At 64.0% G+C, this 15,110-nt stretch carries 16 protein-coding genes; 6 read left to right on the forward strand and 10 right to left on the reverse strand.

Features of this window, described 5'->3' with window-relative positions:
- Positions 1 to 11: 11 nt before the first annotated feature.
- Positions 12 to 473: a thiol-disulfide oxidoreductase DCC family protein gene (locus tag Hhyl2_RS17425; protein WP_483552060.1), complete on the reverse strand. Its 462-nt coding sequence runs from the start codon at positions 471 to 473 to the stop codon at positions 12 to 14.
- 447 nt (positions 474 to 920) lie between these two features.
- Between Hhyl2_RS17425 and Hhyl2_RS17430 the strand changes: the two genes are divergently transcribed.
- Genes Hhyl2_RS17430 through Hhyl2_RS17440 form a run of 3 tightly spaced genes read left to right on the forward strand, consistent with a single transcriptional unit; the run spans position 921 to position 2,339 of the window.
- Positions 921 to 1,505, forward strand: a complete 585-nt coding sequence (locus Hhyl2_RS17430) for a DUF7344 domain-containing protein (RefSeq protein WP_483552061.1) — start codon at positions 921 to 923, stop codon at positions 1,503 to 1,505.
- Positions 1,505 to 2,053 carry a signal peptidase I gene (locus tag Hhyl2_RS17435; protein ID WP_483552062.1) on the forward strand — a complete coding sequence of 183 codons (549 nt, stop codon included), beginning with the start codon at positions 1,505 to 1,507 and terminating at the stop codon, positions 2,051 to 2,053. Before Hhyl2_RS17430 ends, Hhyl2_RS17435 begins: the two co-directional genes overlap by 1 nt.
- Positions 2,046 to 2,339, forward strand: a complete 294-nt coding sequence (locus Hhyl2_RS17440; RefSeq protein WP_483552063.1) for a hypothetical protein — start codon at positions 2,046 to 2,048, stop codon at positions 2,337 to 2,339. The genes Hhyl2_RS17435 and Hhyl2_RS17440 overlap by 8 nt, the downstream gene beginning before the upstream one ends.
- Before the next feature lie 50 nt (positions 2,340 to 2,389).
- Here the strand turns inward: Hhyl2_RS17440 and Hhyl2_RS17445 are convergent, their stop codons facing one another.
- The 5 genes from Hhyl2_RS17445 to Hhyl2_RS17465 form a co-directional block, all read right to left on the reverse strand.
- Positions 2,390 to 3,697: a SipW-dependent-type signal peptide-containing protein gene (locus Hhyl2_RS17445; protein ID WP_483552064.1), complete on the reverse strand. Its 1,308-nt coding sequence runs from the start codon at positions 3,695 to 3,697 to the stop codon at positions 2,390 to 2,392.
- A gap of 19 nt (positions 3,698 to 3,716) precedes the next feature.
- A complete protein-coding gene (locus tag Hhyl2_RS17450) occupies positions 3,717 to 4,355 on the reverse strand; it encodes a TasA family protein (RefSeq protein WP_483552065.1) in 639 nt (212 codons plus the stop codon).
- Positions 4,356 to 4,573: 218 nt separating this feature from the next.
- On the reverse strand, positions 4,574 to 4,999 hold the full coding sequence (locus Hhyl2_RS17455; protein WP_483552066.1) for an SHOCT domain-containing protein: 426 nt from the start codon (positions 4,997 to 4,999) through the stop codon (positions 4,574 to 4,576).
- A 96-nt stretch (positions 5,000 to 5,095) separates the two neighbouring features.
- Positions 5,096 to 5,509, reverse strand: coding sequence for a hypothetical protein (locus tag Hhyl2_RS17460; protein ID WP_483552067.1), 414 nt, complete (start codon positions 5,507 to 5,509; stop codon positions 5,096 to 5,098).
- A gap of 536 nt (positions 5,510 to 6,045) precedes the next feature.
- On the reverse strand, positions 6,046 to 6,810 hold the full coding sequence (locus Hhyl2_RS17465) for a plastocyanin/azurin family copper-binding protein (protein WP_483552068.1): 765 nt from the start codon (positions 6,808 to 6,810) through the stop codon (positions 6,046 to 6,048).
- A 292-nt stretch (positions 6,811 to 7,102) separates the two neighbouring features.
- Between Hhyl2_RS17465 and Hhyl2_RS17470 the strand changes: the two genes are divergently transcribed.
- Both Hhyl2_RS17470 and Hhyl2_RS17475 read left to right on the forward strand, forming a co-directional pair.
- Complete coding sequence (locus tag Hhyl2_RS17470; RefSeq protein WP_483552069.1) at positions 7,103 to 7,627, forward strand: LUD domain-containing protein; 525 nt, start codon at positions 7,103 to 7,105, stop codon at positions 7,625 to 7,627.
- Positions 7,624 to 9,825, forward strand: a complete 2,202-nt coding sequence (locus tag Hhyl2_RS17475; RefSeq protein ID WP_483552070.1) for an LUD domain-containing protein — start codon at positions 7,624 to 7,626, stop codon at positions 9,823 to 9,825. The genes Hhyl2_RS17470 and Hhyl2_RS17475 overlap by 4 nt, the downstream gene beginning before the upstream one ends.
- Here the strand turns inward: Hhyl2_RS17475 and xacF are convergent.
- Positions 9,815 to 11,257: a 2,5-dioxovalerate dehydrogenase gene (gene xacF / locus Hhyl2_RS17480; RefSeq protein WP_483552071.1), complete on the reverse strand. Its 1,443-nt coding sequence runs from the start codon at positions 11,255 to 11,257 to the stop codon at positions 9,815 to 9,817. The two genes, Hhyl2_RS17475 and xacF, sit on opposite strands and share 11 nt — an antisense overlap.
- Positions 11,258 to 11,344: 87 nt before the next feature.
- Between xacF and Hhyl2_RS17485 the strand changes: the two genes are divergently transcribed.
- Entirely contained in the window at positions 11,345 to 12,211 is an 867-nt protein-coding gene (locus Hhyl2_RS17485; RefSeq protein ID WP_483552072.1) for a fumarylacetoacetate hydrolase family protein, read from the forward strand.
- Between the two features lie 197 nt (positions 12,212 to 12,408).
- Here the strand turns inward: Hhyl2_RS17485 and Hhyl2_RS17490 are convergent, their stop codons facing one another.
- The 3 genes from Hhyl2_RS17490 to Hhyl2_RS17500 are packed head-to-tail and all read right to left on the reverse strand — an operon-like array spanning position 12,409 to position 15,017.
- A complete protein-coding gene (locus Hhyl2_RS17490) occupies positions 12,409 to 12,663 on the reverse strand; it encodes a DUF7968 family protein (protein WP_483552073.1) in 255 nt (84 codons plus the stop codon).
- A gap of 53 nt (positions 12,664 to 12,716) precedes the next feature.
- A complete protein-coding gene (locus Hhyl2_RS17495; protein WP_483552074.1) occupies positions 12,717 to 13,814 on the reverse strand; it encodes a Gfo/Idh/MocA family protein in 1,098 nt (365 codons plus the stop codon).
- A gap of 27 nt (positions 13,815 to 13,841) precedes the next feature.
- Positions 13,842 to 15,017, reverse strand: coding sequence for an enolase C-terminal domain-like protein (locus tag Hhyl2_RS17500; protein WP_483552075.1), 1,176 nt, complete (start codon positions 15,015 to 15,017; stop codon positions 13,842 to 13,844).
- Between the last annotated feature and the right edge of the window lie 93 nt (positions 15,018 to 15,110).

Raw genomic sequence — 15,110 nt, forward strand, 5'->3', positions numbered from 1 at the left:
GTGGAACCCTGTCACGAACCGGAGCCGTCAGCAGGACCGGTCCAGCCGGCGTCGCCGCCGACGAAGCGGTCGCTCACGTCCGCGTCGGGGACCATACAGCGGTCCTTCCGGCCGAACCACTCGTAGCGGTGGTCGGCCACGAAATCGTACAGAGCGTCCGCGATCGCGGTCGGGACCACGCGACCAACGGTGGCCAGTTTGTAGGGCCACCCGAGCAGTTCCGCGACACGGATGACTGCGGTGGACTTCCGATAGACCCGGTCCCCCTCGACGAGGACGACAGATTCCAATTCCTCTGTCGGGAGCCCGTGGCGTGAGAGTGCCCTCTGGCCGTAGTCGGATTGCAGCGAGGCGAAGCTGATCCGTCCATCGGGGTCTCTCGGGATGATGGCCTGTACGAAGCCGTTACAGAGGTTACAGACCCCGTCGAACAGCAACACCGCGCCGGGCTCGTCCGGTTTCTGAGTGCTCATTGTCTCTGGGAAGTCGCTGGCTACCCGATCATACGGCCTTCTGACTCTTGACTCCGGCGGTACCACCAGGATGACGACCAGAGCGATCAGACAGGCGATAGACACTCACAACGTAGCGTCGTCGTAGACGTGGCTCAATCTGGGAAACATGGAGGGCAAGCACGGTGAATGATACGTTATAACTCAGCTAACGGTCGTGCAATCCTCGAGAAACAACTGGTAGCTAGCGAATACTAACTGGGGTGTCGATTCATGCTTTGTCCAACCGGGCCCGTGTCCGGACAGCGACGATGTTACGAACCCACGACGTAGGTGCCACCGAGGAATCCTGGGACCAGCCCTGGACCCGCAACGGTTCCCTGGTGTGTCCACCCGGGAGCCGGTGGGAGCTACCAGCGCGACACGCGACCGGCCAGTCGAACCACAGGGGTGAGGGGTGACCACCGCATGGCACAGTCAGGCATCCGCTCCCGTTCCGAAAGCCTGCCCCGGAACACCGTGTTCGAGGTCCTCAGCTGTCAGCGCCGTCGCCACGCACTCCATTTCCTGGCACAGCGAGACGGAACCGTATCGTTGCGAGCACTCTCCGAACAGGTCGCTGCCTGGGAACAGGGCGTCGACACCGCCGAGATCACCTGGGAACAGCGGAAGAACGTCTATACGGCCCTCCGACAGGTCCACCTCCCCCGGATGGACGACATGGGCATCGTCGAGTTCGATCAGGACAGGGGCGAGATACTACTCGGGAACGATATCGAGGATCTGGAACTGCATCTGGACCTCGTCCCCGAGAACGACGTCCCCTGGAACAAGTACTACCTCGGACTGAGCGTCTTCTCCGGCTGGCTCCTCGTGCTCGCCGAGGGCGGGTTGGTACCGTTCAGCGAGGTCGATACAGCCGTCTGGGCCGCGCTTATCGTCCTCCTGTTCGGCGTTTCGGCGGTCTCACATACCTACCACGATCGCCAGATGCGCCTCGGTAGCGAGGGTCCACCCCCGGGCTACGAGTACGAACGGAGGGACGGGAACTGATGCACAGGTATCTCCACACGCTCGGGACACTCCTGCTCGTGATCGTCGTGGCCCCGTTCGTCGTGTTCGCCGTCCCGCAGGTAGTCGGCGCCTCGCAGGGCTACGTCGTCGTCTCCTCGAGTATGTCGCCGACCATCCAGGCCGGTGACGTGGTCATCGTCGACGACGTGCGTCCCACCACCCTCGCCGAGGGGGATATCATCACCTACGAGAGACAGGGAGGCACCGCCGACGGGCGCACCGACCGAGTGACACACCGAGTCGTCGAAGTGGTCCAGCGCGAGGACGGCCTGTTCTTCCGGACGAGAGGCGACGCGAACGAGGAGCCTGACCCCGAGCTCGTTCCGTCGAGCGCCGTCACCGGCCACGTCGTGTTCACGATCCCCAAGATCGGCTGGGTGATCACGTACGCTGGGACTCCAGCGGGCATTCTCGGGCTCGTGGTCGTGCCGATGGCCATACTCGCACTCGGGGAACTGCTGACGCTCTATCGGGGATTGCAGGTCGAAGCGGACACGGACGATGCAGCTTCAGGTGCCGATGACTGAGGACCAGTTCTCGAAGGTGGCAGTGCTGTTCGGTGTCGTGACCATCGTCGGCATCGCCTTCACCGGCGGTGCCGTCACGTACGGACAGCTCTCGGATACGGAATCGGGGGGCGGGACGATCGCCGCTGCCGGGAACTTCGAGACTGCGGGCAACACGGCCACGGCGACCGCCAGCGGAAACACGGCGACCTGTAGCGGGAACACTGACTGTGACGGGACGGCGGCAGCCATCGTCGTGCCCACAGAGCTCCCGGGTGCGAGAGTGGCGACGGAGTGGCCCGGGTGAGACGCAGGGAGATCGACTCTCCCCAGCAGAAAGGTGCGAAAGGAGGAGCCTCAGGGCTCCAGATCGATGGTCAGGATCTCGCCGCTCAGCAACTCGACCGTGATGTCGTCGATGTACGCCTCCAGGTCGACACCGGATTGACTGCCAGTCTGGAGTGAGAGTGCTAGCACGGCCTCGTCGCGATAGTCGTGCGTGAACGAGATATTGCCGCCGAAAGTCGACCAGTCGATGGGGCCGTTCCGGATCGAGCTGAGAGTCGGGAGTGGAGTATTGAAGTTCCCGCCTCGCCCCGTGTCGCTCCAGACGAGCGTGTTGCTGGCGGAGTTGCGGGTGCTGAACTCGTTCCACTCGCCCGGCGTGAAGTTGGGACTGCCGTTGTTGGCCCTGGACGGGAGCGCCTGGAGGCGGCTGTCGTACCAAGCGCTGTCGTCGCCGTCGTTCTCGGGCTTCGTGTAGATGTTGAGGTAGATATCGACGCCGTCGAGGGGGGTCGGTTCGTTGAGCCAGTAGGAGATCTCGGCGATCTGGTCCACGGTGAACTCCGGCAGCGCGTCGATCGAGGAGAACTCGCCACCGAAGTAGAACCCCTGTTTGTAGGAACTCGCGGGACTGTGATCGATCGTCCCCCAGGAGCCACTGCCAGTGTGGGCCAGTGTACTGGAAGTATCCCAGGGATTGGCGAATCCGTCACCCTGCCCGTAGGGTGTATCACCGGTCAGCACCACGTCGGCACCCTCGGCACGTTCCAGTAGTTCGAACGTCAGGTCGATCTCGACCGTGTCGGACTGGACCTCGTTGCCGGCGTCCTCGTCGATCTCCCACTGGACGACGAAATCCTTCGAGGAGCCCGCAGCGACCGGGACGCTGGGGTTGAACTGGACGTTGTTCATCCCGTCGAGCGAGCCCTGGACGACGATCTCGTCGGAGTCGAGAGTCCCGGAATCGTCCGAATCGTACCCCATCGTGAGGTTCACGTACTGGCTGAGTTCGCCCGGCTGGCCGCCGTTCTCGTCCGGGTCGTCGGCCTCCGGATCGTTGACGATCCCGTTCTCGTCGTTCCGGATGTCGGCGACCGCGAAGTTGAGGACGCCGTCGAGGCTTCCGACGTTGTTGACCGTCGAGGACGCGGTGCCAGTCGCGCCCGTCCCGAGACCGCTGGCCGACAGTGTCGTCGTCGCCGACTCGGTCCCGTTTGTCGTGAGATTGAGCGTCCCCATCGTCAGGGTGTTGTCTGTACTCTCTTCGGTATCGCTCAGGACGGCGTAGGTCCCGCCTGCACCCGCTGCACTCGCTGCCGTCAGTGCGCCGAGACTGCCCAATACCTTCCGTCGCGTCAGATCGAATCGGCTGTCACTCATGGAAAAATTGAAACGTGGATTATTGGTTCTGGGTGAGGTGGAACGCGGCGTCCACTTCGGTCGAATCGGACTGGATCCGGTCGCCGACCGAACTGGGAATCCGCGCGTCGATCCAGATACGGATGGTCTCTCCCGCAGCGACCGGGATGTCCGTGGGGACGATGCCCGTCGACAGACCGACGTAGCCACTGGTGATCGCTGTCCCGTTGTTACGGACGCCGTTGCCGGGCGTTCTGTCGACGAAGGCCCTGAACTCCAGGAAGTTGCTCAGTTCGCCGGCCCCGGGACCGGGATTCCCACCGGATCCGTCGCCGGCGGCAACCTCCGCATCGTTGCGTCCGTTCTCGTAGTCGGTCCAGCCCGTGATCTCGTAGTCGAGGTAGCCGTCGATGCTGCCCGAGTTCTTCAGGTCGAGATAGCCGACCTCCGCTTCCTCCCCCGGTGCGAGGTTGCTGACGGAGATATTGAAGCTGCTCCCGTCGCTGCTCGACCCCGTCGTGAGGTTCAGCGTGCCGGCGCCGATGCTGTTGTCTGTACTCTGTTCTTCGTCACTGAATGCCGCCATCGTACCCGCGCCGGCCACCGCACTGGTGACGCCGATCGTCCCGAGTGCGCCCAGTACGCGCCGCCGTGTGAGTTCGATCGTGTTGTCTGCCATTAGATTGCTCCTGGCCCCATCTGTCGAGGCCAGTAGCACTGTCGGGACACCCACCTATTGTTGTACATTCCCAGAGGTGTACTCAAAGGGAGTCAGTGGCGAGACAAGCAGCAGCTTACAGTGGTCTCACTCGCAGAAAGTACCCTTAACGAGTGGTTTTTGCGGCTAGATACTGCACCAGAAGCCCCATCCGTATCGACACGGCTGAGCGTCGCGGGTCACTCACGAAGCACCTCGCGGTCAGGAGTCGTTTCACGTACCCCGTCCGTCTCCACGAGTCGCTGGAGCCGCTGCTCGAACTCCGATTCGGAGATCTCCCCAGCGGCGTAACGTCGCTTGAGCATCTCGACAGGATCGGCGGTGCCACCCTCGGTCACACTGTGCCGTGTCCGTTCGGTCTCGGCAGCCCGATCAGTGACATCACTCGCCAGGAAATACGCCGACACCAGGGAGAACAGACTGGCTGCGAGGACGACGAGGCCCCCCAGTTGCCCGACGTACATCCACAGCGTGATAGGCCAGCCGCCCAGCACGAACAGGCTATAGAGCAGACCGGGGAAGCCGACCGTCGCCAGCACCAGCGCCGTGACCAACCGCTGGAAGGGGTCGGCCGGGACCACACTGTCGACGGCGTCGAGTATCATCGGTCACCCCCGAACCGGGACGGACTGAAACGGTAGCATTCGGTCGGTTCTGCTGTCGAATACCGTATTTCGTCTGCAAGTCGGAACATCAGGAACTCACTCCCGAACACGGTCCGTGCGCTCCACTCCCCGGCCCGAGGACTCACCTAGCTCGTCGATCATCCGGTCGAACTCCGCGTCGCTCAGTCCGCCGTTCGCGTATCGTCGTTGTAGTGAGTCGACCCCGGGAGTAACCTCGCTGGCCTCGCTCTCCCCGGCGTCGGCACTCGCCGCCCCGGCCACGTCCCGGAGGATGACGTGCGAGAGGTGGGTCGCGATTAGTGCGCTCACGGCCAGTACGACCATCGCCAGGCCCGGGACGGAGTGCAGGGCTTCCCAGTTCGCGTAGGCGTTCGCGACGACCGATGCACCGAATATCGTGAGGGTTACTGGGACCACTGTCAACAGGAACGCGACGAAGACGCGTGGCCGCGGGTCTGCGGGCGTATATCGACGGAGGAGGTCTCCCATACAGTCAGATATTTTTTGTGACAGGAAAAAGATTGTGACCGAAGAAACTGGTCGGATATCGATCCGACAGTTGACTCAATCCGATAGTGAAGGTTCGCCACTCGTGAGTGGGTTGACGTACGACTCGGACCGTCAGTGCCGTCCGACCTGTCTATCGAATGGTAGGTTAGAGCATTTCTACCTGTGAAAATCGATCGAGTGGTTCTGGATACAGGCCGATTGCATCGAAATGGAGAGTTTCGAGAGGATTATAGATTTACCCTTACCTAAGTAGGATAGAATATTTATATTCGCGAGTGTAGCCTCTGCTTCTACAAATATACAGAGGTGGAATAGTTTCATCCGTTGGCTCGTCCGGGAGCCGTAAGTCGGTCGAGCCACTGTTCTAGACCCTATGACAGACAACTCAGCGTTGCACGTTGAGGGAGGAGCGTGACGTAGTCGGTGGGAAGGACAGATGATAGCGATAGCGAACGTCACCGACGGTGACGTGCAAAGCTGGGGAGTGTCAAAAATGAAAGGTGGTTGAGGAGCACTTAGTCCGGTCTTCCGGCCACGAGGACTGCTCCGCGCATCCCAACTAGATTCTCCTGAACCGGGTCGACGTCGGGGACATTTTCAAGGAATGCGTCGTATGCCGGGTACGGTGTACCGTGTGGGTGACAGAAATAGAGATAGGTCCCACGCTCCTCGAAGGTATATGACGTCTCGTGGGGTAACCCGTCGTGATCATGGGAGTCGAAAAGCTGTCCGTGATCACCGTGTGAGTGATCTTGGGGGTCTGGATCGTCAGCCGATGGATTGTAGGATGTTACGGAGTGGTGCTCGGAATTCCAAGTCCAGGTGACCTCGGTACCGGGGGATACTTTCACCACTTGTGGGGAAAACCCAAACGGTGCCTCGACTTCTTCCTCGCCTGGTGGTAATAGGATCGAAGGCGGATTAATCGTTGTGAGAGAGCCAACAATAATCTCGACCTCCGACTCGCCAGTTAGATTGGTTATCCCCGCGCCCCAGGGGTGGGCATTCCACTCTGCCTCCTCATTCAGGAACGCACCAATCCCCATTCCATTCCCGTAATTGTTGCCTTTGTCCTTTCCGCTATTGGCACTTGCCGGCGAAGCCAACACGATGCTTCCCATAATCCCTATCGCACTTTTTCTCAATACGCCTCGTCGGGTGGCCATAGACGGTTTGGTCATGGTAGGTCTGGGCCTATACGGCCCAATCGAAAAACGAATCAAGACCTCAAAGTTAGCAAGGAATTTATTCGTGCTGGATTCATACTCTACGTCTCTCACTCGCCCGAACGACCAGTAAGCAAATCATTCCCACGGGCGTGATGAATAGACAGGGCGCGTATATAGGATCGAGGTGATCGATTACTAACGATCAACATCGTCTGCAACGAGGAGATGTCGGTCGTCGACTCGAAGACGACCGCTGAACGACCCGATTCCCACTCGATGCTCGAAACCGACAGAATGACCGACCGAGTAAGCTCACGTTATCTGTGTCGGCAGAGACAGCGCCGGTTTCCAGACCCACCGTCCCCGTCGAATCTTTATCAAGTCCCACGCCAACATACCACACATGTCTGCAGACGCTCTCGACTCGTTCGAACGGTCCCTGGCCGAGTACGACGTTCCTGTCACACGGGCCGAACCGACAGCGGCCGCCGACCGGATCGACGAGCTCGTCGACCCACCGGCCGTCGGTGTCGAACTGCCCCAGCAGTTCGCGGACGTGGGTCTGTGGCTGGCCGACACGGACGTGACGGTCGACCCGACGCCAGTCGAACTGCGGGCCGCACGGACCGGCGTGACCGCGGCGAGTACGGGGATCAGTGACTACGGGACCGTCGCACTGGAGCAGCGCGCCCAGGGGAGCGAACTCGTGAGTCTGTTCGTCGACCACCACGTCGTCGTGGTCCGGGCGGCGGACGTGATCGAAAGTATGGCGGACACGTTCGCGGAACTCGACCAGACCGTCCAGCGAGAGCCCACGAGTTTCATCCTGGCGACCGGGCCGAGTGCGACCGCCGACATGGGCGCGCTGGTTCGAGGCGCACACGGCCCGAAGCGCGTCGACGTTTTGCTGGTGGAGGGCGACGGATGACGACGTCGAAGGCCGATCGAATCCGAGAACTGATGCGCACCGAGGGTGCCGCCGTCGCCGAGAACACACAGGGATTCAACGCTGGGCGGTACGATTCGGTCGCCGACCTGGAGGAGTACGAGGCACTGAAACAGGAGGCACGGGCGATCAAGGAGGACGCGATCGAGCGGTTGCCGGCGTTGCTCGACCGCCTAGAGGCGGCAGTCGTCGGGAACGGTGGGACAGTCTACGTCGCCGAGGACGCCGCCGACGCGAACGCCTACATCAGCGGGGTCGTCGCCGACCGGGACGCCGACCGCGTCGTCAAGAGCAAGTCGATGACCACCGAAGAACTGGAGCTCAACGACGTGCTGGCGGCCGACGGCGTGGACGTCGTCGAGACCGACCTCGGCGAGTGGGTCCTCCAGCTGGCCGACGAGGCACCTTCCCACATCGTCGCCCCGGCGATCCACAGATCGCGGGACTCGATCGCCGACCTCTTCGAGACGTTGTTCGATCCCACAGAGCCCCTGGAGACGGCCGCGGAACTGACCGCGTTCGCCAGGCGAAAACTCGGCGAACAGATCGTCGACGCCGAGGTGGGCGTCACCGGGGCGAACTTCCTGGCCGCAGAGACCGGGTCGATGGCGCTCGTGACCAGCGAGGGTAACGCCCGGAAGACGATAGCCGCGACGGACACCCACATCGCCGTCGCCGGCGTCGAGAAGGTCGTGCCGACCGTCGACGACTTCCAGCCGTTCGTCGAACTCATCGGCCGGTCGGGGACCGGACAGGACATCACCGCGTACGTCTCCGTGCTGACCCCGCCCGTGGCGACGCCGACCGTCGACTTCGACGACGACGAGACGCGGCTGTCCGAATTCGATAGCGACCGGGAGTTCCACCTGGTCCTCGTCGACAACGGCCGACTGGCGATGCGCGACGACGAGCAGTTGCGCGAGACGCTGTACTGCATCCGGTGTTCGGCCTGCTCGAACTCGTGTGCGAACTTCCAGAGCGTCGGCGGCCACGCCTTCGGCGGCGAGACCTACTCGGGTGGCATCGCGACCGGATGGGAGGCCGGTATCGAGGGACTGGACGTCGCCGCGGAGTTCAACGACCTCTGTACGGGGTGTACACGCTGTGTCGAGGCCTGTCCGGTGAAGATCGACATCCCGTGGATCAACACCGTGGTCCGCGACCGGATCAACCGCGAGGGCGAGCGCCCAGCAGAGTGGCTCGTCGACGGGCTCACCCCCGACCAGGAAGCCGACGGGGCACCACTCCAGAAGCGCTTCTTCGGGACCTTCGACAGGCTGGCGCGACTCGGCAGCGCGACCGCCCCGGTGTCGAACTGGCTCGCAGACACCGAGACGGCACGGCTACTGCTGGACTGGACGGTCGGTGTCGACCCCCGGCGAGCGCTTCCAGAATTTCGCCGGGAGACACTCCTCCAGTGGGCTCGCGACCGCGAGTCGACCGTCGCCGACCCGGTGAGACGAGCAGTCCTCTACCCCGACGTCTACACGAACCACGTTCAGGTCGACCGCGGGAAGGCCACAGTCGAGGTGCTGGAAGCGCTCGGCGTGGACGTGGTCGTTCCCGAAGTCCCGTCCAGTGGCCGTGCCCCGTTCTCCCAGGGGATGGTGGCGACCGCACGCGATCACGCCGAGCGGGTCCACGAGACGCTTTCCCCCTACATCGGCGACGGCCGGGACGTCGTCGTCGTCGAGCCCAGCGACCACGCGATGTTCGTCTCCGAGTACGGGAGACTCCTCGACGAGAGCACGTTCGAGACGCTCGCCGAGAACAGCTACGAGGTCATGGAGTACGTCTACGGCCTCCTGGAGAACGACGCTGCCGACAGCAGCCTCGCAGACGGGAGCGGCGACCCCGTCGCCTACCACAGTCACTGCCAGCAGCGGACGCTCGGACTGGCAGCCCACACTGTCGCCGTCCTCGAACAGCAGGGGTTCGACGTCGTCACGACGGACGTCGAGTGCTGTGGGATGGCCGGCAGTTTCGGCTACAAGTCGGACTACTACGAGTTGAGCATGGATGTCGGCGAGCGACTCGCAGCACAGTTGACAGCGGAGGATCTCGCCGACCGGACGGTCGTCGCGAGCGGTACCTCCTGTCACGAGCAACTCGATGCCCTGCTCGACCGCCGTCCGAACCACCCGATCGAACTGCTGGCAGACGGTACCCTCAGTGGTTGAGGTAGACCGTCTTCGAGATGGTGTAGAAGTCCAGTCCCGCGTCGCCCTGCTCGCGGTAGGTCTCGCTGGAGGAGTCTTTCATCCCGCCGAAGGGGACGTGCAGTTCCAGTCCGGTCGTCTTCTCGTTGATCTTCACGACGCCGGACTCGCTGTCGGCGACGAAGTCGTGGGCCTCCGAGAGGTCCTGGGTGACGATACTGGCCGAGAGGCCGTACCGGACGCCGTTGGCGACCGCGACGGCCTCTTCGTAGCTTCCGACCCGGATGACAGAGAGTAGCGGGCCGAAGATCTCCTCCTGGGCGATGCGCATCTCGGGGTCGACGTCCGAGAAGACGGTCGGTTCGACGAAGTGCCCGCCGTCGATGTCGGCCGCCTGGCCGCCGGTTTCGAGCGTCGCACCCTCCTCGCGCCCGACGTCGACGTACTCAAGCGTGCCAGCCAGTTCGTCTGCGGTGACGTGTGGCCCCATCTCGCCACCCTCCAGCCCCGGCCCGACGGTGATGTCCTCCGCGGCGGCGACGACGCCTGCCAGGAACTCGTCGTAGACGTCCTCGTGGACGATAGCCCGTGACGTGGCCGTACAGGCCTGCCCGGTGACGCCGAAGGCACCGCTGGCGGCGATGTCGACGGCTTCATCGACGTCCGCGCTCGGCATCACGAGGACGGGGTTCTTCCCGCCCATCTCCAGTTGCACCCGCTTGCCGGTCTCGTTGGCCTGATCGCCGACAGTGTGGCCGACGGCCGAACTCCCCGTGAACGAGACCGCGTCGACCGCCTCGTGTGTCGAGAACGTCTTGCCGACCGAGCTACCCGGCCCGGTCACGTAGTTCAGGACGCCGTCGGGGAGCCCGGCCTCGTCGAGACACTCGACGAGTTGCCGGGAGACGCCCGGTGCCAGCGAGGCCGGCTTGAAGACGACGGTCGTCCCTGTCGCTAGCGCCGGCGCGATCTTCCAGGCGGGGATCGCGATGGGGTAGTTCCAGGGGGTGATGAGCCCCGCGACCCCGATGGGTTCCCGGACCGTGTAGAGTGTCTTGTCACGGGCGCTCGGTGACTTGACCTCGCCGCCGAGGTCGCTTGCCTTCGTGGCGTAGTACGCGAAGATGTCGATGGCACGCTGGACTTCCCCCGCCGCTTCGGGACGTGTCTTCCCCTCCTCCCGGACCAGTGTCTCGGTGAGTTCGTCCTTCCGGTCGGCGAGGAGCCGCGATGTCCGACGAAGTATCGCGCCGCGTTCCGGGCCCGGCGTCTCGGCCCAGTCGTCGCTGGCCGCCGCCGCGGCCGCGACCGCTCGCTCGGCGTCCTCGGTCCCCGATTGCTGGAACTCCCCGACGACCTCGGATTCGTCGGCCGGATTGGAAACGGTGAACGTCTCGCCCGTGGCGGCGGTGACCCACTCGCCGTCCACGTAGTTCGTGGTAAGTTCAGTCATCGACCGAAATATCTCGCCCCGTCTACGAGAATGTTGGGGTACGGGCCACCACAACCGACAAGACCCTGTGCGGTGAACGGACAGGAGATGCGATACTACCGAACAGTCGACGAGGCAGGGGCGAGGCTCGTTGCACGGGACGGTGACGTTGCCTACGACCTCACGGTGGCGGAGCCGTCGGTGACGGACTTTTGCGACCTGGCACACGTAGCCGACGTCGCCGGCGAATCGGTCGACGAGATCGCTGGACGACTGATCGAGCGCGCCGACCAGTGTCCCCTCCCGGACGATCACGAGGTCGGAGTCCCCCTGGCTGTCGACGAGGTATGGGCGGCCGGAGTGACGTACGAGATCAGCGAGCAGGCCCGCGAGGCCGAAAGCGGCATGCCAGAGATGTACCTGGACGTCTACAGCGCCGAACGTCCGGAGATCTTCTTCAAGGCGACCCCCTCGCGGGTCGTCGGACCGGGCGACGCCGTCGGTATCCGGGGTGACTCCGAGTGGGACGTCCCCGAACCCGAACTGGGCGTGGTGCTCCACGAGGGCGACATCGTCGGCTACCTCGTCGGCGACGACGTCAGCAGCAGAGCTATCGAGGGGGAGAACCCGCTGTATCTCCCGCAGGCCAAGGTCTACGACCGCTCCTGTGCGCTGGGACCGTGTGTCGCCACGCCCGGGACGGTCGGCGACCCCCACGACCTGGAGATGCGGATGACAATCGACCGCGATGGTGAGCGACTGTACGAGGGCGCCACCTCGACGGCCGAGATGGTCCGGACCTGCGAGGAACTCGTGGGCTTTCTCACGCGGCACAACACCATCCCGGAGACGACGGTGTTGCTGACCGGGACGTCGCTCGTCCCAGAGGAGGGGTTCACCCTGGAACCGGGCGACCGGGTCGATATCGACATCGAGGGGATCGGACGGCTCTCGAACGACGTGACGGAAGTGTGACCCTCCGGGGCGACGAGAGAGGCGTTCGACGCTGCCGGAACAGGGCGGTCCCCCGAGAGATCCAGACACGCCCTGAGAGGGCGGTCCAAGAGTGTTTCAGCGGTGTTCCGGCCCGAGAGTCACGGACTGCGGTCGTGTTCAGCAGCGCCGAACAGTGGGACTCGCTCTGCGGAGGTCGGATCTTTCGACGGAGAAGGTCAGTCCTCGCGTTCGAACGCGAACGCCGTCGACTCGCCCACCTCGGTACCGCCTTCGACAGCAGTCACCCGGAGCGTGACGGGCGTCGTCCGCCCACAGCCGTCGTTGACGACCTCGGTCCATTCGTCGCCCACGGCTACAGGACCGGCCTTCGAGATCCGGAGGTAGCGCCCGAAGGCGGGACGAGTCAGGTCGTCCGTGCGGTCCTCGTCGGCGTCGTAGGCCAGGCGGACCGTATCGGCGTCGTCGTCCATACCCGGCGGGAGGACCTCTGGAGACAAAAACCGCCCGTGAGCGACGAGCACCGTCACCACGAAGTGATCGTGACGTCACGCAGCGGCCGATCCAGCGGAATCGACACCTGGCCGCCGGTGTAATGCGAGATGTAGAAGCCCGCGATGATCTCCAGGGATCGGGTCGCTTCCTCGCCCGTCGAGGGGTTCTCGATGTCGCCGTCGAGGACCGAGACGATGTCGCCGGCGGCGTTCGCGAAGGCGTTCTGGTAGTCCTCGCCCCAGGTCCAGGCGCCCTCGATGCCGGGGAGGGCCTGCTCGACGTGGTCGCCGTCCGCCAGCCGCCAGTAGCGCCACTCGCCGTCGTCGTTGTTGAGGTAGAGTTTCCCCTCGCTGCCGACGAACTGGAGTGTCATCGACGACTCGGCACGCGGGATTGTGCAGTCGACGGTGACGAACGTCCCGTCGTCCATGACGACGAAGCCTCCGCCGCCCGCGTCGTCGACGGTCCGGTCGGCCGACAGCGACTCGACGGCCTCGTTCTCGCCGGTGATGTACCCGGAGACGTGGTCGGCCCGCGCGTCGAGCAGGTAGACCAGCGTGTCGAGCAGATGCGTCGAGTTTCGTAGCAGTTCCATCCGGAACTGGGTCGCGACCGAGTGGACCTCCCCCAGCAGGTCCTCCGCCTGGAGCAGGTCCCGGAGGCGCTGGAGTTTCGTCGTGAACCGGAACGAGTGGTTGACGAGCAGTTCCGTCTCTGTCTCGGCACAGACGGCGACCATCTCCTCGGCGTCGCTGACCGCCGACGCGATGGGTTTCTCACACCAGATCAGCGACGGGTCGGCGGCCGACCGCGCTGCATCGACGACGTGGTCGGCGTGGAGATACGACGGGGTACAGACCGAAACCACGTCGAGGTCTTCGGCAGCCAGCATCGCCTCGTGGCCGACGTAGCGGCGGTCTTCGGGAACGTCCCAGGCCGATCCGAAGCGGTCGAGTTTCTCCTCGTCGACGTCGGCGACGGCGACCAGTTCGATACCCTCGGTCTCGTGGAAGCCGCCAGCGTGGCTGGCCTGGACCTTCTTCTGGCCGATATCCTCCTGATCGTGCATACCGAGGATGCCCATCCCCGCGATTCCGCCGGTGCCGATGATGCCCGCTGTGTAGGTCATGCTGATTGGTCGTCGATGTGGACGCAGTTACTCGTAGGTGTGGACGCTGCCGGTGCTGTTCGCCTCGATGTAGTCCCAGTCGTAGTCGACGCCGAGTCCGGTCCCTTCCGGAACCGTGACCATGCCATCGCCGTCGACGGTGTCGATCATGTCCGAGTAGTCACCTTCGTAGACCGGGGGCTGGGTGTTCGGTGCGTCGGGGTGGACCAGCGCGAGTTCGTAGTAGTTCGTGTTCCGGATGGCCGCGATGCAGTGACGCTGGGCCGGACCGGGCGCGTGGAACTCGACGTCGATACCGAACCCTTCGGCGACGCTGGCCCGTTTCATCGCGCCGGTGATCCCGCCGTCGTACTCCGGATCCGCCCGCAGGAAGTCCGTCGACTCCGTGGCGACGAAGTCCGTCGCGGGTTCGAGCCCACGGATATGCTCGGTCTGGAGGAGCGGCGTGTCGAGCGCCTGCCGGAGTTTCCGGTGGCCGTGCTGTGAGATGCCGCCGTCGCGGTAGGGGTCCTCGTACCAGAAGAAGCCGACCTCGTCCAGCGCCCGGCCGAGTTTCAGTGCGTCCGCGAACGTCTCCAGTTCGCAGGCGGGATCGTGCATCAGGTCCATCCGGTCGCCGACGCGGTCGCCGACGGCGTGGACGGCCGCAATCTCGCGGTCGAGGTCGCGTGCGCCCTCGCTCCCGCCCCAGCCGTGGATCTTGAACCCCTCGTAGCCCATCTCCGCACAGTCCTCGGCGAAATCGGCGAACGCCTCGGGCGTGTCCAGTCCGCCGTTCTCGTCGCCGTGGTAGGTCGAGGCGTACGCCGGGAACCGCGTGCGGTAGGTCCCGAGCAGTTCGTGGATGGCGGCGTCGTGATACTTCCCGGCGAAGTCCCACAGCGCGATGTCGATGGGCCCGATGCCCATCCGGTCGTACTTGCGCAGCGCCCGTTTGATCTCCGACCAGTGGCGCTCTCGTGCCAGGGGGTTCTTGCCGACGAGGTAGTTCGCGAACGTGTTGATCTGGGCGGCCCCAGGGGAGTTCCCGCCGACGTACTCACCGATGATGCCGGTATCGGTGTGGAGACGCAGGCCGAACAGTTTCCGCTCGGTCACCGACCCCGGTTCGTAGACCAGATTGAACCCGTGTTGATCCGTGCCGACGTCCTCGATGGGATAGGCGAACTCCACTGACTCGATCCGCGTGATCGTTGGGGCCATATCTGTACCATGCGATACCATGACAATAAACGTACGTGCCGGTATCGCGGTGGCGGGCGCGGATACCGCGATGCGACCACGCCAGGGCGCCCG

The organism is Haloarcula sp. H-hyl2 (genome assembly GCF_056934385.1).